Below are 18,821 nucleotides of genomic sequence, written 5' to 3' on the forward strand. Positions count from 1 at the left end.
GTATTAAAATGAAAAATGGAAGAGTCAAAGACCCTTCCATTGGATTAATAAAAATTAAAATTATTTTTTAGACATTTTTTCTGCCATCAAAAGTGCATTATAAGCATTTACCATTTTCGCAGATTTTGATGTTTTATCAGACTTAACATTTATATCTTGTTTTTCTCCCAAAACCACATCTGCCGGAAGCGGTGTACCCGAATCCATCAAGATTTGTTTTACCTGCTTGGCAGATAATTTTGGGTAATACGAACGGATCAAAGCTGCTACTCCGGCAGCATTTGGCGAAGCCATTGAAGTTCCTTGCAAATATTTGTATTTGTTGTTTGGAATAGTGGCGTAAATTTCGTCACCTGGTGCAAAAACATCTACATTGAAAGTTCCGTAATTTGAAAATGGAGCGATTACATTACTCCCGTATTGATTATTCAAAGCGCCTACAGTCAACACATTCGAAGCAAATTCTTTTGTATTGTCATCAGAGTCATTTGGATAATTTGTATTTTCCGGCAAATCAATATTATCTCCGTCATTTCCAGCCGCATGAACAAATAATACATCTTTCTTTTCGGCATATTTTATAGCATCAAAAACCCATTGTTTATGCGGAGAATAACTTTTTCCAAAACTGCCGTTAATTACTTTGGCACCATTATCTACTGCATAACGAATTGCTAATGCAATATCTTTGTCGTACTCATCTCCGTCTGGAACAGCTCTTACAGTCATAATAGCTACATTGTCTGCAACTCCGTCTCCGCCAATATTATTACCTCTTACCTGTGCAATGATTCCAGCTACGTGAGTTCCATGTAGTGCTTCTTCTTTGTCTGGTCCATAAACGGTGTTGTTACCGTATTTGGTGTTTTTAATATCTTCCGGGTTATCGCCAACGACTTTTCTGCCATCAAACTCTTTGTTCAGATTATATTTCAATTGCCCATCAACATAATCACTGTACTCTTTGATTTCATCTCTAAAAGTTGGTCCAGCATTGGTCAGAATACGAGTCATGATCATTTTACTTTTGGTCAAATCGGGATCAGTAGTTACGATTGCGTTTAAATCTTCAATAGTATAATTTTCTTTGCCTAAATGCGTTTGAATAGCTTTATCTGAACCCGTCAAAAAATCAACTTGTTTTTTGTCTTTTAAAGCTTTGTTGTTTTTTTCATCATAGGCCACCAAAGCGCTTTTGTAAGTTGCCGACCCATCATCTCCTTTTTTTACGATTCGAGTCATTTCAAGGGTTTCATGTACTGCATTTCCCAAGAAATTCCAGCCGTGAATATCATCTATAAAACCGTTTTTATCATCATCGATTCCGTTTCCGGCAATTTCTTTTTTATTCGTCCAAACAACTGATTTCAAATCTTCATGGTCAATGTCTACACCAGAATCTACAATTCCAACGATTACTTTAACCCCTTTTTTGCCTTTTAACAATTCGGCATAGGCTTTATCCACACTCATTCCAGGAACACTGTCTTTGGCTAAATCCAAATGTGACCATCTTTGAAGTTCAGCTTCGCTTAATTTTCCTTTTTTTCCAGTATAAGTGACTGCAGTTTGTGCATTTGCCGAAAGGCATACAGACAAAGCTGTCAATAATGTTAATGAAGTTAAGTTTATTTTTTTCATCTGTACGTTGTTTTTCGGTATTAGTAATCAACTCCAAAAATAGTGGAAGTAAATTAAAAATTACGCAATCATTAACGGTTTTTTATGATAAAATGCGTCTAAAAACAAATTTTGTTACAAAAATGAGAAAGGAAGAATTATCACTAAAAAAGGATGGGTAATTTTGAAATATTATTCTTTCAAAATATCACAATAAAAACAGCATTAATAACTTTAAAAAGTAATAAATAAAATGAAATGGTTTATTTTAATATTCTGAAAAAATGCTACAAAATATCCTCACAAGTAAAAACGGATGCCAGTCGAACTCCCTTTTCAGTTTGCTTCACTGTTATAACTTGATTATGCGCATCGTGTTCTAGAAACAAATAATAATTTTGATTTGCGGCAGCGTTTAAAAATTTTGATTTTTCAGGCATGGTCAACAACGGTCGGGTATCATATCCCATTACATAAGGCAGAGGCAAATGTCCCGCTGTTGGAATCAAATCAGCACAAAAAACAATCGTTTTATCTTGATACTGAATATGCGGAATCATCATTTTTTCGGTATGACCGTCAACATAATAAATTCCAAATCCCAACTCATTTGAAATCCCAAAATCGCCTTCGGGTTTAGTTACAAAATGCAGCTGTCCGCTTTCCTGCATAGGTAGAATATTCTCTGATAAAAAAGAAGCTTTCTCTCGAGCATTTGGTTTTGTTGCCCACTCCCAATGATTTTTATTTGTCCAGAATTTTGCGTTTTTGAAAGCAGGTTCATAACCGGTTTTATCTTTATTCCATTGCACGCTTCCGCCACAGTGGTCAAAATGCAGATGCGTCATAAAAACATCGGTAATGTCATCGCGGTGAAAGCCGTATTGAGCCAAAGATTTGTCCATAGAATGAGTTCCCCAAAGCGAGTAATAGCCAAAAAACTTGTCGGACTGTTTGTTCCCCATTCCTGTATCAATCAAAATCAGTCTGCTACCGTCTTCAATCAATAGACAGCGCGCTGCAATATCAATCAGATTATTTTCGTCGGCTGGATTGGTTTTGCTCCAAATGGTTTTAGGAACCACACCAAACATTGCTCCGCCATCGAGTTTAAAATTGCCAGTTTCTATTGGATAAAGTTTCATAGTTCTTAGAATTGAATTTATACCCAAATGTATGCGATTCAAGAACAATCTAAAACTATTTTGGAACGAATTAAAAAATCAAACCAATTAAAAAAGCCTGAATCCATTTTGAATTCAGGCTTAATTTAATTTTTAATGACCGAGAACAGCTTTTTTAATTTTAAATTGTCTTTAAACCGAAAAGGTTTCGTTTTAATCAATTCATTAATATCCTTAATTCTTTCCGTTGTAACAGGATGTGAACTTAAAAATTCAGGAATAGTGACAACTTCTTCATTCTGTAACCGTCTGAATAAATTAGACATCCCTTTTGGATTTATTTTATTCAAAGCAACAATTCCAAAGCCTTCCACATCTGCTTCATGTTCAAAATTCCTGGAATAAGAAAGCGATTGCAAATTATTTACATTATCTCCAATTGTTGCCATAATTCCATTGGCATCTCCTAAAATAGCCGATATAAATATGTAGCCGGATAAATTTCTGCACACCATTTTCATCGAATGCCGATGATTCACATGGGCTACTTCATGACCAATAAGTCCAACTAATTCATCGTAATTTTTCATGGTTTTAAGTATGCCTGAAAAAACAACAATATTCCCGTCTGGAAGTGCATAAGCATTCACAATTGGTGAATCCACAACCGTGAATTTTAATTTTTTTGTGTTTTTTAAATGCAGCTCATTTGCAAATAAATTCAATGCTTTTGTCTTTCCAGCATCAACATCGCTAAAAAGCATATTTTGTTCAAAGAAAGTTGTTCCCAACTTAGAATCATAATCTTCCGGAATGATTATCACCGCTTTTTCTGCTACCCATGGAATGGCATAAAAATAACCCAATCCAATAACCGCAAAAATGAAAACAGTAAAAAGGATATGGGCTTTGATTCCCATATCCATTAATTTATGATACCAGCTCAGATTTCCTTTCTTTTTTCTAAAATCTTGAAGTCTCTCCGTAAAATCACTGTTATTAATTTTGATGTTTTGAACAGGATCATTTCCATATTCAATATACATACTCTTTGATTTTGTTTGAAAATCAATTGCCTCTAGATTCCAAGAGTGCTGATTATTTTCGGTTTCAAAAACAAGAACATTCTTCTCAAAATCAAGAATTAATTCAATATCTTTCGGAATAGCTGATTCTCCGTCAAAGAAGACGGCATTAGTTTTTTCTTTCATCCTATTACATCACAAAATCCATGTCGAGGAAATCACCAATATCTTCACCAGTAGCATCCTTATAGTTCTCTTCGGTTTGCAGTAATGAATTCAAATCAATATTTCCATCCATTTCGATATTCTCAAAAATATATTTCATCGTTCTTGTAACAACCCACGCATAACCGATGCCAAGTGTACCAATGATTATTAATATATTTACAATTGCCAATTTAAAAAAGCCGCCACCAGTAACCGTTGAATTTAAGACAATTTCTTTATCCCCTTTATTCATGCTTAAATTATTAATGTAATATTCAAAAAGTTCTTGCTGCCACCAAAAAGCATATATCCCTAAAGTAAATACAGTCAAGAAATAGCCTTTCAGATTTAACATAAAATAATCCCCGCCATCACCATCACTGTTAAATTCAACATCGCCAAATCGGATATTCCCTAATATATAATTTCTCATATTAATAGACATCCATGAGCCGTATATTCCAAAAGTACAAATAGTAAAGAAAAGCCATTTAAAAAAATTTATACTAAACTCTTTACGGTCTCCTCTATATCCAAAACGGATACCTCTCCAAGAGGTTCTAGACATTCGGTATCTGTAAGAACCATGGATTGCAAATGGCAATAGAGCCAAAATACTTAAATAAAGTACACCAAGTCCCAAAAATGGTAATTTAAGGTAGATTAACAAAAAAACAAAGAATAGATAATTGCAATTATAAGCAGTACTTTTATAAAGCCCTTGAACATTTCCTTTCCAGTTCCATGAAATGAAAAAGAATCGCCATTCAAAGAAGTTTCACCATATAAAAATTGCAGTTTTCTTGCTTTGGCCCACGGGTAATAAAACCCTAAAGTAAGAACTGTCAATAGCCAATTGACAATAATAACGCTAAAAAATTCGCTTCCTTTTCCATTAAATTCAAGCTGGTAGTTTGTTGGGGTCTTTAATGTTTCTTCCATAATTATATAATACTATTTAGTTTGTTAATAGGTTATAAATATATCATTTTAATCATTAATTCTAGTCATTGATATAACAAATATCTATTTTGGCATTAGTTATATAAATGTTATCAGTTATTGAAAAAAGCATTTTATATAGTATCTTTGTAGTTAATTTAGACGAAATAAAGATAGTGCATAAAAGAGCTTTACAGAATTATGTTCTCTTTCTAGAGATTCATTTTAAGCCATTTATGTCCAAAACTTAAAACAAATATTACCAAAACATGATACAAGTTTCTGATACTGCCAAAAAGAAAATCATCGATTTGATGAAAGACGATGGTTTTGATGCCGCCGTAGACTACGTGAGAGTTGGTGTAAAAAGCGGTGGATGCTCCGGTTTGTCTTATGATTTAAAATTTGACAAAACCAAAGGCGAAGACGACAAAATATTCGTTGACAACGATATCACTATCGCTGTCGAAAAAAAATCATTCCTTTATTTAGCGGGAACTATATTGGAATTTTCAGGAGGATTAAACGGAAAAGGATTCGTTTTCAACAATCCAAATGCCAATAGAACTTGCGGTTGCGGGGAGAGCTTCTCACTATAAAAATGAAAAAAATATTTAAACCATTAAGAAATTAAGCTGATTAAGTCTTAATATATCTTAATTTCTTAATGGTTTTAAAAAACAAAAACATGTCAAAATACACCGAAGACGATTTAAAAATCGAATTAGAAACCAAAGAATACGAGTACGGATTTTACACCGAATTAGAATCGGAGACGTTTCCTATTGGTCTAAATGAAGATATTGTTCGCGCTATTTCTAAAAAGAAAGACGAACCGCAATGGATGACCGATTGGCGAATTGAAGCCTTTCGTGCTTGGGAAGAAATGATTGAGCCAGAATGGGCAAACGTTAAATACCAAAAACCGGACTTTCAAGCCATTTCTTATTACTCAGCTCCTAAAAAAGCAGATCCAAACAAAACTTTGGACGATGTAGATCCTGAACTTTTGGAAATGTACAAAAAACTAGGGATCTCTGTTGATGAGCAAAAAAAGATGAATAATGTTGCTATGGACATCGTAGTTGACTCCGTTTCTGTAGCTACAACATTCAAAAAAACATTGGGCGAAAAAGGAATTATCTTCATGAGCATTTCCGAAGCCATCAAGGAACACCCTGAATTGGTTCGTAAATATCTTGGAACTGTTGTTCCTCAAAGAGACAACTTTTATGCTGCCTTGAATTCGGCTGTTTTCTCAGACGGATCCTTCTGTTATATACCAAAAGGCGTTCGCTGTCCAATGGAACTATCCACTTATTTTAGAATCAATCAAGCTGGAACTGGACAATTCGAAAGAACATTATTGGTTGCTGATGAAGGTAGTTATGTTTCATACCTAGAAGGATGTACAGCTCCAACTCGTGACGAGAATCAATTGCATGCCGCTGTGGTAGAATTGATTGCCTTGGACGATGCCGAAATAAAATATTCAACAGTTCAAAATTGGTATCCTGGAAATAAAGAAGGTAAAGGCGGGGTTTTCAATTTTGTAACCAAAAGAGGATTCTGCGAGAAAAATGCTAAAATCTCTTGGACACAAGTAGAAACAGGATCGGCAATTACCTGGAAATATCCTTCTGTTATTTTAAAAGGAGATAACTCTATCGGAGAGTTTTATTCTATTGCTGTTACCAATAATTACCAACAGGCGGATACAGGAACCAAAATGATTCATTTGGGCAAAAACACCAAATCAACAATTATCTCCAAAGGTATCTCTGCAGGAAAATCGCAAAACAGCTATAGAGGTTTGGTTCAAATTGGAGCTAGAGCTGAGAACGCCAGAAACTTTTCGCAATGTGATTCGCTGTTAATGGGAAATCATTGTGGAGCTCATACTTTCCCTTATATTGAAAGCAAAAATCCAACTGCCAAAGTGGAACACGAAGCTACAACAAGTAAAATTGGTGAAGACCAAGTTTTCTATTGCAACCAGCGTGGAATCCCGACCGAAAAAGCAATTGCGCTTATCGTGAACGGTTTCAGTAAAGACGTGTTGAATAAATTACCGATGGAGTTTGCTGTAGAAGCACAAAAATTGTTGGAAATTTCATTGGAAGGTTCTGTGGGATAGTTTTCTGTTCCAAAAAAATACTTAATAATCTTAATGGTTTAAAATACAAAAACAATGTTAAGCATAAAAAATTTACATGCCTCAATAGGAGACAAAGAAATATTAAAAGGAATTAACCTTGAAGTAAAAGCAGGAGAAGTTCATGCTATAATGGGACCAAACGGTGCCGGGAAAAGTACGCTTTCGGCTGTTGTTGCCGGAAACGAAAATTACGAAGTAACCGATGGACAAATCTTTTTGGACGGTGAAGATCTTGCCGATCTTGCCCCAGAAGAAAGAGCGCACAAAGGTGTTTTCCTTTCATTCCAATATCCTGTGGAAATTCCTGGAGTTTCGGTAACCAACTTCATGAGAACGGCTATCAACGAAACGCGCAAAGCAAACGGCCAGGAAGAAATGCCGGCCAACGAAATGCTAAAAGTAATTCGTGAAAAATCAGAATTATTGGAAATCGACAGAAAGTTTCTTTCTCGTTCCCTTAATGAAGGTTTCTCTGGCGGTGAGAAAAAAAGAAATGAAATTTTTCAAATGGCAATGCTGGAACCAAAACTGGCTATCCTTGACGAAACCGATTCGGGTCTCGACATTGATGCATTAAGAATTGTTGCCAATGGCGTGAATAAATTGAAAAGCGATAAAAACGCTGTTATCGTAATTACGCACTACCAAAGATTATTGGATTATATTGTTCCGGATTTTGTTCACGTTCTTCACAACGGAAAAATTGTAAAATCAGGTGGAGCAGAATTAGCTCACGAACTGGAAGAAAAAGGATACGACTGGATTAAAGGAGAAAACTAAGATGGAACTAAAAGAAAAATTACTATCGTCTTTTATGGCTTTTGAAGAGCGTATCGATGTTCATTCCGAACTTCATGATGTGCGAACAGCGGCTATAAAAAACTTTGAAAATAAAGGCTTTCCAACCAAAAAAGAAGAAAGTTGGAAATACACTTCGTTAAACGCTATCCTAAAAAATGACTTTAGCGTTTTTCCTAAAACAGAAAATGCCATTCAATACAGCGAAGTAAAAAAATATTTTTTACACGAAATAGACACCTACAAAGTAGTTTTTGTTGACGGTGTTTTTAGTTCGCATTTGTCTTCAACTACCCACGACGGTATCGACGTCTGCTTAATGTCATCGGCATTGAACAAGCCAAAATACAAAATGGTTATCGACACTTACTTCAATAAAATTGCAAGTAAAGACGAGAGTTTGACTTCGTTGAATACGGCTTTCGCCAATGAAGGAGCCTATATCAATATCCCAAAAAGCAAAGTTGCCGACAAGCCTATCGAAATCATGTATTTCTCAACAGGTAGTGAAACAGCTCTTTTGGTTCAGCCAAGAAACTTGGTTATTGTTGGTGAAAATTCACACGTGCAAATCATAGAACGTCATCAAAGTTTGAACGAAAATCCCGTTTTAACGAATTCGGTTACCGAGATTTTTGCCCAAAAAAGAGCCATTGTGGATTATTACAAAATTCAAAATGACAATCTCGAAGCCAATTTAATTGACAATACGTATGTTTCCCAAAAACAGGAAAGTCACGTTTCGGTACACACTTTCTCTTTTGGAGGAAATTTAACCAGAAACAATTTGAATTTCTATCATTTTGGAGAACGTTTGACGAGTACTTTAAACGGAATCACAATTATTGGAGGAAATCAACACGTTGATCATTATACATTGGTAAACCACGCGACACCAAACTGCGAAAGTTTCCAAGATTATAAAGGGATTTTTTCCGACCGCTCTACTGGAGTTTTCAACGGAAAAGTATTTGTGGAAAGAGAAGCTCAAAAAACAAACGCTTTCCAAAAAAGCAATAACATTTTGTTGAGTGACAAAGCAACCATTAATGCAAAACCGCAACTGGAAATTTTTGCCGATGACGTAAAGTGTTCACACGGATGTACCATTGGGCAACTGGACGAAACTGCTATGTTTTACATGCAGCAGCGCGGAATTCCAAAAAAGGAAGCCAAAGCATTATTGATGTACGCTTTCTCGAATGCTGTTATCGAAAACATCAAAATACCAGAATTAAAACAAAGAATCACTAAAATTATCGCTAATAAATTAGGCGTTAAAATTGGATTTGATTTGTAGTTGAAATTATAATGAATGCCTAATCCTGATATTCATTACAAGCTTTTTGCACTACTATATTTTTCTAAAAACAAAAAAGAGCGACCAACGGAAGCTCTTTTTTGTTTATAAAAAATGCGCCATTGCTGTAAAAGGCTTTCCATTTCCATCAGGGGCAAAACACGATGCATCGATTAAAAAATTCAGTATCTTTGAATATTAAATTCAGTACACTATGGCAACCATTATAACCGACATAAACGATTTAGACTTAACTAAATCATATACTTACGCCGATTATCTAACTTGGAATTTTCAAGAACGGTTGGAAATTTTGAGAGGTAAAATTTTCAAGATGAGTCCTGCTCCAAGCAGAAAACATCAGGAGATTTCTTTTCAACTTTCTTTATTTTTTGGAAATTATTTCAAAAATACTCCTTGCAATGTTTACGTTGCGCCATTTGATGTACGCTTAATTAATTACAAAAAAAGCACTTCAAATAAAGAAATCTCAACTGTATTTCAACCTGATATTTGTGTGATTTGTGATAAAGAAAAATTAGACGATCGAGGATGTATTGGAGCTCCCGATTTAATTATAGAAATCCTTTCACCTGGGAATTCCAAAAAAGAAATGGATATTAAATTTGATTTATACGAAGAGAATGCCGTTAAAGAATATTGGATAGTAGAACCTTTTCAAAAATCAATATTAATATATACCCTCCAAAATGACAAATACATAGGACTAAAGCCAATTGCCGAAGAAGGGTTAGTACACAGCCCGCTGTTTCCCGAATTGAGTTTTAATGTGGAAGAAATTTTTAGAGATTAATTTTTTGTTGTAATGGTTCGATGCTTTTTATATGTATTCCAATGAAGCAATCGTCTTGACAATTATTTTCAACATATCCGCAGGTTGAGATTAGCCCATTGTTTTTGGTTTCAAAGTATATTTCGGCTTTATCTCTTTTTATTAGCCATTCTCGTTCAGCTTTATTATATATTTCGTCCAACGTTAGAGCAGTTGCGGCTATATTTTTATGCATGCCTATTTCACTTCGATTTTCAGTCCATTCTAATTCTTCTTTAGGAATATCATTTCTTAATCCTTGGGTATTAGTGTATTTAAATTGCCTTTGAATTACTTTTCCGTCAGAAACAATTATAGTAGTTTCCCAAGCTGGACCAACCCAAGTCACACCAGTTACTATGTATTTATAGGAGTTATTAGTTGATTTTTTGAAATCTAATAAAGCATTGCTGCTTTTCTGGAAATCATTTTGAAAGGTTGAATCTTCCGATTCACAAGAAGAAATTAAACTACTGATCAATACTAAAGCAATAAAGTAAATTCTATTTTTCATGGTTTCTACGTTTTATTAGTATAGATGTAATTTTAACAATTTAGTTGCTTATTAATTTGTTATATTTTTTAAACTATAAAAAAACCGCTGATTTCTCAACGGTTAGTTTTAATATTTTTTAACAAACAACAGTGTTTTTTAAGCTTCTGGTTTTTTATATTGCCAGCCTTCTTCAAGAAAATTTTGAACAATTACGCTATATGTGGCTCCATCTTTTTCAGAAAGAATATCTGTATTGATGATTATTTTTTCAACAATATAGTTTTTTATTAAAAATCCAGCAATTAAAACTATTAAAGCGGGTATAATTCCACCTTTGAAAGCATCTAAACTAAATGAAAACAGCAGAGGCATAATAAGCATTATACCAGTTGCAATAAAAATATATTTTTTAGCTTTTGTCTCAGACTCTTCATGTATTGATTTACAGTCTTCACATCTGGGAACTCCAATGGATACTTTGTTAAATTTCACATTGCGAAAAACAACATAATTTGACCTGTTTTGTTCAAGGTACAGCGTTTGAAAGAAGCAGCTGTTCATTAATGACATTTCTTTTTTTCGACAATAGCTGCATTTTTTTTCAAGGGGCTCAATCCTTTTTTCTATTTGATTTATGATGTATTTTTCTTCCATAAGACAATATTTATTTTATAGCAGGTCTGTTTATAATTAAAGCCTAAAATATAAAAAAATGTTTAATTTCAAGAAGTTAAATATGGTTAATTTTAAACTCAAAAAGAGATTACTTAACTATCTAGTCACCTCCTCAATCAGATAAAAAATGGATTTAAAATCAATACCGCTCATTTTTTCTAAACCAATTTCACAGGTTCGGCTGGTGGAAAAACCTTCTTTGCAATTGGCTGGAATTTGGGATTTTAAATCACGCAATCCGTGTTCGTTCAATTCCGGAATCAGGAAGCCTCTGTCTCCGGCAAAACCGCAGCAATTGCTGTCAATGATGGTAACGTTATTGGCACAAATTTGTGACAAAGCAAGAAGCTGTTCCATTTTTCCAATTTTTTTAACGGAGCAAACCGGGAAAACTGCTACAGTATCTTTTTTGTTTTTAACGGTTAAATTTGGCATCGCATAATCCAGCATAAATTCAATGGGATCTACAATTTTTAAGGCTTCCGAAAATGCTTCTTTCGAATGATAAAAGCAGGGACTCATGTCATATAAAACTGGATATTTTCCGTTTTCAGATGCTTTTAAAAGGGCAGTTTCCAATGCTTCGCATTGTGTATGATTGGCTTCTGCAAAACCTTTACTCGAAAAAGGCATTCCACAGCAATGGCTGTCTATTGATTTGGGATAAATTATTGTAAAACCAGCACGTACCAATAATTTATGGGTTAGTTCGGTCAATTGAAGATCGTCTGCACTTTGAAAACTATTTTTCCCCATGCTTCTATTGATGCAGGAAGGAAAGTAAACGACTTTTAAATCAGTGGTTGTATTCATTGCTTTTTAATTAAAGGGCTGACCGCAGATTCGCAGATTTATAAGTAAGCGTTTTTCAAATTTTTGATTAAAAATTAAAAAAATAATCAGCGAATCAGCGGTTAATTTTTTATGTTAATTTTATTGGCTCCTTTGGGCATTTCAGGAATCCATTTCGGGACTTTTCCAAAGCTTATAAAATGGAATCCATTAGATAGCGCCTTCATAATTTTAGTTCCAAATAAGGAATGAAAAAAGGAGACTGATTTTAATCCAATTCTCAAAATTGCTGTAGTTCCAGCCATGTGGGAACCAATATAAGCGGCAGTTTTTCTATCACTAGCATTTATTTGGTTGGCACGCCATTCTTTTACAAATTTTCCGGTATCGATATAAACGGGGCAGGCTAAGGCACAAAGTCCATCTGTAGCACAAGTTTCATCCAGTTGGTAGGTAACGTCTTTTCGAATATCGGTCAATCGTTGCGGATTTTCATTTGTTTCTTCCAAACGGCTGATTTCTCTGGCAATAACAATACGCTGTCTTGGCGACAAAGTCAAACCTTCGGAAACGCAATGCGGTTCACAAAATCCGCATTCCATACATTTATCAACGATGGCGTGGGATTCGGGCATTGGTTTTAAATTTTTAAGATGCGCTTTGGGATCGGGATTGATTAAAACATCAGGATTGATTTTATTATGAGGATCAAAAATATTTTTGATGCGTTTCATAATTTCGTAAGCTTTTGTTCCCCATTCTTTTTCGACAAATGGAGCCATATTACGGCCAGTTCCGTGTTCGGCTTTTAAGGAACCATCGAAACGATCCACAACCAAAATAGCTAATTCCGACATTAATTTTTCGTAACGATCAATTTCGGCTTGGTTTGAAAAGTCCTGAGAAAAAACAAAATGAAGGTTGCCTTCTAAAGCATGGCCAAATAAAACGGCATCATGATATTCATATTTTTTGAACAGATTTTTCAATGCTAAACATGCATCAGCGAGTTGTGATAATGGAAAAGCAACATCTTCAATAATAACAGAAGTTCCGTTTTTCCGCAGCCCTCCAACAGTCGGCAACAAACCTTTTCGAGCTTTCCAATTGAAATAATATTGTTTCGGATTTGAAGTGAATTCATAATCCGTATAGGTAGGAATGGACTGAATTTGAAATCTAATTTGTTCCTGCTTCTGATGTAAAACTATCAAATCATTATCCCGACATTCGACCAATAAAGCACAAGCTGATTCTGGTAATGTTTTGAAATATTTGGGAGCTTCAGGATCATTTTCAACAGACCGAATAGATTCACGATCTAATAATTCAACAGCAGCAACTGGTCTTGATTTTAATAAGATAGTCGCATTACAAGCATCCTGAATAGTATTGAAAATAAGTAAAGAACAGGATTTGTATTTTTCATCAATAATTGTTTGGAAAGTCACATTCGAAATAAAAGCCAAAGTTCCTTCTGAACCAACCATTAAATGTTTGATAATTTCAATCGGATCCTGATAATCGACAAAAGCATTGATGCTATAACCTGTGGTATTTTTTATCTTGAATTTATTTTTGATGAGATGATAAAGTATTTCGTCACTTTTGATAGCATCTCTTAGGGTTTCAATTTCTTGAATTAAACCGTTGTGATTATTTTTGAAAGAGGCAACACTCTCTAAATCTGCTGTGTCAAGAATAGTTCCGTCATTCAATATAATCCGAATATCGGCTATAGTTTGATAAGAGTTTTGAGCCGTCCCGCAACACATACCGCTGGCATTGTTGGCAACAATTCCTCCAACCATAGCAGCTCCAATGGACGCAGGATCAGGACCAATCTTTAAACCATGAGGTGCTAAAAAAGTATTAGCTCTAGCTCCTACAATTCCTGGTTCTAATTTTATTTTTTGATTGTTGTCTAAAAGTTCAAAATTCTTCCAGCCATGTGTGGCAACCACCAAAACCGAATCTGTAATGGCCTGACCAGACAAACTGGTTCCTGCTGCCCGAAAAGTCAAGGCTATGTCCAGTAATTTGGCCTGTTTTATAATTTCAATGACTTCCGTTTCGTTGTGAGCAAGAATTACAATTTTTGGTATGAGCCTATAAAAACTGGCATCTGTGCCATAAGCAAGAGTTTGAAGGGGATTGGTTAAAATACGTTTGGGATCAATAGATTTTGATAAAATGTCTTTTAACTTTTGATAGGATGGAGCCAACATAGCGATTGTATTTTATAAATAATTGCTTTTTTACCATTTAGAATTTAAATGCATTAAGTCTAAATTTTTCTAAATCTTAATGGTAAATTTAAAGCAAAGCGGTATAAAACCTCTTGTGATAAAAGTGTAAATTTAGGCATAAATAAAAAACGAAGCACTAGGCTTCGTTTTCAAATTTATAAAAAAACAATTCTTAATTTTTCAAATCTTTTATCACTTTGAAAGCAACATCCACTTCGTTTTCACTAACCATTATTGTAAATTCATTAGAAGTTGAAATTACTTCATTGATAATGATTCCTTCCCAGGCCAAACGTTGGAAAATGAAATAATAAATCCCAGGAACTACAATATTTTCTTTAGGCAGTTTAACGGTAATAGAAGCTAGGTTTTCTAGTTTTTGAATCAATTTTTCGGATGCAAAATGTTTCTCTACTAAGTGATTCACGCTATTGCTTACTACAATATTAGTTTCGTTTACTCCTTTGGATGAAGTATAAAAAATATCTGGTAATGAATTGATATCGGTGATTAAATCGGCTTGTTTGTTCAAAACAGTATCCGAAACGACATAAGTATAATCTGTTAAAGCTGAACGAACTGTGATTTCGCCTATGTTTTTTATGACTTTATTAATTTTGTGATTCAATCGAAAGTCTAATTCTTCCGTTAAACGTTTTAGAGCCATTACTACAGCTCCTTGTTTTACTTCTTTTCCAAATTCACTTTCCAACTCAGTCATAATATTTCGTGACAGAGAAGTCAAATTGATGATTCCAAGTGACAATGCATTTAATAAAAATGGTTTTGTTTTGATGTAATTTTCAACAATTGAGGAAACTGTTTTCATGATGTGTAGTGGTTTGTACGTAGTTAATACTTAGTTTTTGGATCTAAATTCTTTGCAAAGATACATAAAAAACAATTTGTTACAAATGTAACATTGTTAAATTTTTTCAAAAATGATAAAAAGCATCTATAAGGTGCTCAATTGCAAAGGATTTCCCATCTTTGTAGATGGCAATGATGTCAAAACGGATATTAATATCCAAATCTCTTTCAATTACGTATGCATCTACAGCTTTTACTAAAAGCTGTATTTTTTTTGGTTTCACAAAATCTTGAGGCAAACCGAATTCTAGAGATGATCGAGTTTTTACTTCTATAATGGCGAGTGTATTTTCTATTTTGGCAATAATGTCAATTTCGGCTTTTTGAAATGTCCAGTTGGTGTTTAGTATGGTGTATCCGTTTTTTTTAAGGTAATCTACAGCAAGATCCTCTCCCAATTTTCCCAGTTCGTTGTGTGCAGCCATTTTTGAAGTTAGAAATTAGAGGTTAAAAATAAGAGAAGAGAACATAGAAAATAGATTTAATATCTGAGTTTAAGAAATACAATCTATACTCTTTCATCTATTTTCTATATTCTTTTTTATTCAAAAACCACCGTATTGCAGTTTTCATTTACATCCATAGTCACGATATTTCCCATAATCAAGGCTCTGTTGTCGTGAACGTGTCCGGCAGGAAAATTATAAAGTATCGGAATGTTGTATTTTTTGGTCACATCCTGAACAATTTCATTGGCATTTTTTCCCCAAGGAATGTCGTTGTCTTTCATTTTGGTCATTCCGCCTACAATAATTCCTTTAATGCTTTCGAGACAGCCGTTACGTTTTAGGTTCATCATCATTCGGTCAATGTGATAGAGATATTCATCCAAATCTTCGATGAACAAAATTTTATCAGTACAGTCAATTGCCGATTTAGATCCCAATAAACTGTATAAAATAGACAGGTTTCCACCGACTAATTCTCCAGTGGCTTTCCCAAAACGATTCATTGGAAATGGATCAATTTGATAGGATAATTTTTGTCCAAACAAGGCTGTTTTCAAAGTTTCTATGGACTCAGGAGCTGTTTTTTCGACACTTATCGGCATAGTTCCGTGAATCGATTTGTAGCCCATTGTATTGAGATGATTGTGCAAAACCGTAACATCACTAAAGCCCACAATCCATTTTGGATGCTGTTTGAATTTGGTAAAATCCAATAAATCAATCATGCGTACCGTACCATATCCGCCTCGGGCACACCAAATTGCTTTGATGTTAGGGTTGTCCAGCTGTTGCTGAAAATCAACGGCGCGCTGTTCATCGGTTCCTGCCAATTGGTTCAAATCCAATCCAATAGTACTTCCAATTACGACTTCCAAGCCCCAGGAATGGAGTAAGTCAATAGTTGGTTTTAAATTGTCATCGACATTTTTTCTGGCGGTGGCAACAATAGCAATGGTGTCTCCTTTTTGTAAATAAGGTGGTGTGATCATAGTGGTTTGGGCTTGACTGTTTATAGACTGCAAAACAAAAATAAGCAATAGCATTGAATACAAAACAGATTGTTTTTGAATAAAAGAAAATGGATTGATATGCATACTGGCTTTTTGAAAAATGAATTGCTGTTAAGTATTCTGGGTTAAAGCAAAGATATGCATTTCCTGAAGACAATAAATAATTGTAATCGAATTACTATATTTACAAAATCAAACCCATTTTAGAAAACGTGTTAATGACCCGAAAGATTTGTTTTTATCTGATTCTGTTCTTTTTAATAACCAAAGGAAATGCACAAACGAAGGCTTTTTCGATTCATACCGTGGCTTTTTACAATTTTGAAAATCTTTTTGATACCATCAATGATCCGATTACCAATGACGAGGAATGGACGCCAACGGGAGACCAACATTGGAACTCTAAAAAATACCGTCAAAAACTGGAAAATTTAGCAAGGGTTTTATCCGAAATAGGAACTGGTGAAAATCCCAATTCCCCTACATTCATTGGTGGTGCCGAAATTGAAAATCAAAGCGTTCTTGAAGATTTAATCAAACAGCCTAAATTGATTGACAAAGATTATGGAATTATCCATTTTGATTCTCCTGACAAGAGAGGAATTGACGTTGCTTTATTGTATCAAAAAAAACAATTTCAGCCCACGAGTTATGTTAATATTCCGCTGTATGTCTATAGAGAAGTGCAGCCAATTAAAGAAATGCCGAAAGAAGATGCCACTGAGAATTTAGAAACCGAAGATGTTATTCAAATCAACATCAATAATCATCGCGTTTACACCAGAGACCAATTGCTGGTGACCGGTTTTTTGAATGGTGAAGAGATTCATATTATTGTCAATCACTGGCCGTCACGATCGGGAGGGGAGAAGAAATCGAGCCCATATCGGGAAGCTGCTGGAGCTTTGAACAGAAAAATAATTGATTCCTTGCAGCGCATCAATCCGAATGCGAAAGTCATAACCATGGGAGATTTGAACGACAGCCCTTTTAATAATAGTGTAAAAAAAGCTCTGGGAGCTAAAGGAAAAATACAAGATGTTAGCGCATTTGGGATTTATAACCCATTCGAAGAAATGGCCAATAAAGGATTGGGAACGATTGCTTTTCGGGATGCTTGGGATATTTTTGACCAAGTGATGGTTTCGGGTTCGCTGTTGCAAAAGGACTATACTTCGTTCCAATATTGGAAAGCTGGAATTTACAACAAACCTTTTTTAATCCAAAAAAGCGGTAAATACAAAGGTTATCCATTACGGCATTCACTCACCGAAATCGGTTTTAGTGACCACTTTCCCGTTTATGTTTATTTGATAAGGGAGAAAAAATGATATTGTTTTTAAATGCAAAGTTCGAAAAGAGTTGTGTATATTTATAAGCTATATGAAATTTCAAGTGCTAACAGGATAACTCACAATTTATGAAAAAAACTATTAACCCACATCCTTTATCATTTGTCACTATACCAGTCACTATGCATCTTAAAGAAACTAAAGCTTTATTATATTCTGGGACTTCTTTTATATATAATTTTAATGATAAGCATTACTTAATTACTAATTGGCACATTGTTACAGGATTAAATCCGACAGATAAAAAACCTATTATGAGTCATGGTGGAATCCCTGATATCATGGTTTTATCTTTTCTTTTGAATGATAAAAAGGTTAATTGGAAAACTTTTACTTTGGAAATTTATATTAATGGAAAAGCTGATTGGTTAATTCATCCTATCCATAAAGAAAAAGTAGACGTTATTGCTATTGAGATAGAAATTCCAGAAGATTTCAATTGTGTTGTTCGTCCTATAAATAATTATGAATTTCATGATTTTGATCTTGAAATTGCAGATGATGTTTTTGTTTTAGGATATCCTTATTCTTTCACAGGAGGAGGTAATTTCCCAATTTGGAAAAAAGGAAGTGTAGCTACAGAACCCGAAATTGACTATGAAGGCTTGCCGAAATTTTTCATTGATACAGCAAGTAAACCTGGAATGTCTGGTTCTCCTGTCATATTTAGACGTAATGGAATTCATCTAGGAAAAGAAGAAAAACTTACAAACAAAACGATGTTTGGAGAAATCAGAGATTTTGTTGGTGTCTATTCAGGACGAGTGATTGGAGAAAGTGATTTTGATGCACAATTAGGTGTTGTTTGGAAGAAGCATGTTATAGAAGAAATTATAAAAGGAAATATAAAAGAAGAAAGAAACTTTGTATAACACGGGTTTTTACATGAGGTGAATTGAAATGCAAAATTCAACGGCAGTTT

The 18,821-nt window shown here is 34.4% G+C and carries 19 protein-coding genes; 7 read left to right on the top strand and 12 right to left on the bottom strand.

Features of this window, described 5'->3' with window-relative positions; translation table 11 throughout:
• Positions 1–60 precede the first annotated feature (60 nt).
• From CLU83_RS17210 to CLU83_RS22570, 5 genes are all read right to left on the bottom strand, one after another.
• The gene (locus CLU83_RS17210) at positions 61–1,641 is read right to left on the bottom strand and encodes a S8 family peptidase (protein WP_100432746.1); all 1,581 of its coding nucleotides are present in this window, start codon (positions 1,639–1,641) and stop codon (positions 61–63) included.
• A 266-nt stretch (positions 1,642–1,907) separates the two neighbouring features.
• On the bottom strand, positions 1,908–2,765 hold the full coding sequence (locus CLU83_RS17215; RefSeq protein ID WP_100432747.1) for an MBL fold metallo-hydrolase: 858 nt from the start codon (positions 2,763–2,765) through the stop codon (positions 1,908–1,910).
• A gap of 125 nt (positions 2,766–2,890) precedes the next feature.
• Positions 2,891–3,955, bottom strand: coding sequence for a M48 family metallopeptidase (locus tag CLU83_RS17220; RefSeq protein ID WP_100432748.1), 1,065 nt, complete (start codon positions 3,953–3,955; stop codon positions 2,891–2,893).
• 4 nt (positions 3,956–3,959) lie between these two features.
• Positions 3,960–4,619, bottom strand: coding sequence for a DUF898 domain-containing protein (locus tag CLU83_RS17225; RefSeq protein WP_232727163.1), 660 nt, complete (start codon positions 4,617–4,619; stop codon positions 3,960–3,962).
• Between the two features lie 20 nt (positions 4,620–4,639).
• Entirely contained in the window at positions 4,640–4,918 is a 279-nt protein-coding gene (locus CLU83_RS22570; RefSeq protein WP_232727166.1) for a DUF898 domain-containing protein, read from the bottom strand.
• Between the two features lie 269 nt (positions 4,919–5,187).
• On the opposite strand from CLU83_RS22570, the gene CLU83_RS17230 reads away from it, so the two are divergent.
• The 5 genes from CLU83_RS17230 (at position 5,188) to CLU83_RS17250 (ending at position 9,988) form a co-directional block, all read left to right on the top strand.
• Positions 5,188–5,517, top strand: a complete 330-nt coding sequence (locus tag CLU83_RS17230) for an iron-sulfur cluster assembly accessory protein (RefSeq protein WP_077374886.1) — start codon at positions 5,188–5,190, stop codon at positions 5,515–5,517.
• A gap of 89 nt (positions 5,518–5,606) precedes the next feature.
• The gene (gene sufB / locus CLU83_RS17235) at positions 5,607–7,055 is read left to right on the top strand and encodes a Fe-S cluster assembly protein SufB (protein ID WP_100433785.1); all 1,449 of its coding nucleotides are present in this window, start codon (positions 5,607–5,609) and stop codon (positions 7,053–7,055) included.
• 54 nt (positions 7,056–7,109) lie between these two features.
• Positions 7,110–7,856: a Fe-S cluster assembly ATPase SufC gene (gene sufC, locus CLU83_RS17240; protein WP_100432749.1), complete on the top strand. Its 747-nt coding sequence runs from the start codon at positions 7,110–7,112 to the stop codon at positions 7,854–7,856.
• A gap of 1 nt (position 7,857) precedes the next feature.
• Positions 7,858–9,174 carry a Fe-S cluster assembly protein SufD gene (sufD, locus tag CLU83_RS17245; RefSeq protein WP_100432750.1) on the top strand — a complete coding sequence of 439 codons (1,317 nt, stop codon included), beginning with the start codon at positions 7,858–7,860 and terminating at the stop codon, positions 9,172–9,174.
• Positions 9,175–9,388: 214 nt separating this feature from the next.
• Complete coding sequence (locus tag CLU83_RS17250; protein ID WP_100432751.1) at positions 9,389–9,988, top strand: Uma2 family endonuclease; 600 nt, start codon at positions 9,389–9,391, stop codon at positions 9,986–9,988.
• Here the strand turns inward: CLU83_RS17250 and CLU83_RS17255 are convergent.
• The 7 genes from CLU83_RS17255 to CLU83_RS17285 all read right to left on the bottom strand — a co-directional run bounded on the left by CLU83_RS17255 (position 9,978) and on the right by CLU83_RS17285 (position 16,526).
• On the bottom strand, positions 9,978–10,520 hold the full coding sequence (locus CLU83_RS17255) for a hypothetical protein (RefSeq protein ID WP_100432752.1): 543 nt from the start codon (positions 10,518–10,520) through the stop codon (positions 9,978–9,980). The genes CLU83_RS17250 and CLU83_RS17255 overlap by 11 nt on opposite strands.
• Positions 10,521–10,658: 138 nt before the next feature.
• Complete coding sequence (locus CLU83_RS17260; protein WP_100432753.1) at positions 10,659–11,156, bottom strand: hypothetical protein; 498 nt, start codon at positions 11,154–11,156, stop codon at positions 10,659–10,661.
• Between the two features lie 117 nt (positions 11,157–11,273).
• On the bottom strand, positions 11,274–11,990 hold the full coding sequence (locus tag CLU83_RS17265; protein ID WP_100432754.1) for a (Fe-S)-binding protein: 717 nt from the start codon (positions 11,988–11,990) through the stop codon (positions 11,274–11,276).
• A gap of 101 nt (positions 11,991–12,091) precedes the next feature.
• Positions 12,092–14,197: an FAD-binding and (Fe-S)-binding domain-containing protein gene (locus CLU83_RS17270; protein ID WP_100432755.1), complete on the bottom strand. Its 2,106-nt coding sequence runs from the start codon at positions 14,195–14,197 to the stop codon at positions 12,092–12,094.
• Positions 14,198–14,390: 193 nt separating this feature from the next.
• Entirely contained in the window at positions 14,391–15,047 is a 657-nt protein-coding gene (locus CLU83_RS17275) for an aspartate kinase (protein ID WP_100432756.1), read from the bottom strand.
• Positions 15,048–15,153: 106 nt separating this feature from the next.
• Positions 15,154–15,513, bottom strand: coding sequence for a YraN family protein (locus CLU83_RS17280; protein WP_100432757.1), 360 nt, complete (start codon positions 15,511–15,513; stop codon positions 15,154–15,156).
• Between the two features lie 116 nt (positions 15,514–15,629).
• Positions 15,630–16,526 carry an LD-carboxypeptidase gene (locus CLU83_RS17285; protein WP_100433786.1) on the bottom strand — a complete coding sequence of 299 codons (897 nt, stop codon included), beginning with the start codon at positions 16,524–16,526 and terminating at the stop codon, positions 15,630–15,632.
• A 239-nt stretch (positions 16,527–16,765) separates the two neighbouring features.
• On the opposite strand from CLU83_RS17285, the gene CLU83_RS17290 reads away from it, so the two are divergent.
• The gene (locus CLU83_RS17290) at positions 16,766–17,878 is read left to right on the top strand and encodes an endonuclease (RefSeq protein WP_100432758.1); all 1,113 of its coding nucleotides are present in this window, start codon (positions 16,766–16,768) and stop codon (positions 17,876–17,878) included.
• An 89-nt stretch (positions 17,879–17,967) separates the two neighbouring features.
• On the top strand, positions 17,968–18,771 hold the full coding sequence (locus CLU83_RS17295) for a trypsin-like peptidase domain-containing protein (RefSeq protein WP_157802133.1): 804 nt from the start codon (positions 17,968–17,970) through the stop codon (positions 18,769–18,771).
• Positions 18,772–18,821 lie beyond the last annotated feature (50 nt).

It is taken from the genome of Flavobacterium sp. 1, from assembly GCF_002797935.1.
Classification (GTDB): Bacteria; Bacteroidota; Bacteroidia; order Flavobacteriales; family Flavobacteriaceae; genus Flavobacterium.

Coding starts and splice junctions, on each gene's coding strand:
- CLU83_RS17270 (WP_100432755.1), bottom strand. CDS start 14,197: ATGTTGGCTCCATCCTATCAAAAGTTAAAAGACATTTTATCAAAATCT.
- CLU83_RS17265 (WP_100432754.1), bottom strand. CDS start 11,990: ATGAATACAACCACTGATTTAAAAGTCGTTTACTTTCCTTCCTGCATC.
- CLU83_RS17260 (WP_100432753.1), bottom strand. CDS start 11,156: ATGGAAGAAAAATACATCATAAATCAAATAGAAAAAAGGATTGAGCCC.
- CLU83_RS17255 (WP_100432752.1), bottom strand. CDS start 10,520: ATGAAAAATAGAATTTACTTTATTGCTTTAGTATTGATCAGTAGTTTA.
- CLU83_RS17275 (WP_100432756.1), bottom strand. CDS start 15,047: ATGAAAACAGTTTCCTCAATTGTTGAAAATTACATCAAAACAAAACCA.
- CLU83_RS17280 (WP_100432757.1), bottom strand. CDS start 15,513: ATGGCTGCACACAACGAACTGGGAAAATTGGGAGAGGATCTTGCTGTA.
- CLU83_RS22570 (WP_232727166.1), bottom strand. CDS start 4,918: ATGGAAGAAACATTAAAGACCCCAACAAACTACCAGCTTGAATTTAAT.
- sufD (WP_100432750.1), top strand. CDS start 7,858: ATGGAACTAAAAGAAAAATTACTATCGTCTTTTATGGCTTTTGAAGAG.
- CLU83_RS17290 (WP_100432758.1), top strand. CDS start 16,766: ATGACCCGAAAGATTTGTTTTTATCTGATTCTGTTCTTTTTAATAACC.
- CLU83_RS17210 (WP_100432746.1), bottom strand. CDS start 1,641: ATGAAAAAAATAAACTTAACTTCATTAACATTATTGACAGCTTTGTCT.
- CLU83_RS17220 (WP_100432748.1), bottom strand. CDS start 3,955: ATGAAAGAAAAAACTAATGCCGTCTTCTTTGACGGAGAATCAGCTATT.
- sufB (WP_100433785.1), top strand. CDS start 5,607: ATGTCAAAATACACCGAAGACGATTTAAAAATCGAATTAGAAACCAAA.
- CLU83_RS17230 (WP_077374886.1), top strand. CDS start 5,188: ATGATACAAGTTTCTGATACTGCCAAAAAGAAAATCATCGATTTGATG.
- CLU83_RS17285 (WP_100433786.1), bottom strand. CDS start 16,526: ATGATCACACCACCTTATTTACAAAAAGGAGACACCATTGCTATTGTT.
- sufC (WP_100432749.1), top strand. CDS start 7,110: ATGTTAAGCATAAAAAATTTACATGCCTCAATAGGAGACAAAGAAATA.
- CLU83_RS17215 (WP_100432747.1), bottom strand. CDS start 2,765: ATGAAACTTTATCCAATAGAAACTGGCAATTTTAAACTCGATGGCGGA.
- CLU83_RS17295 (WP_157802133.1), top strand. CDS start 17,968: ATGAAAAAAACTATTAACCCACATCCTTTATCATTTGTCACTATACCA.
- CLU83_RS17250 (WP_100432751.1), top strand. CDS start 9,389: ATGGCAACCATTATAACCGACATAAACGATTTAGACTTAACTAAATCA.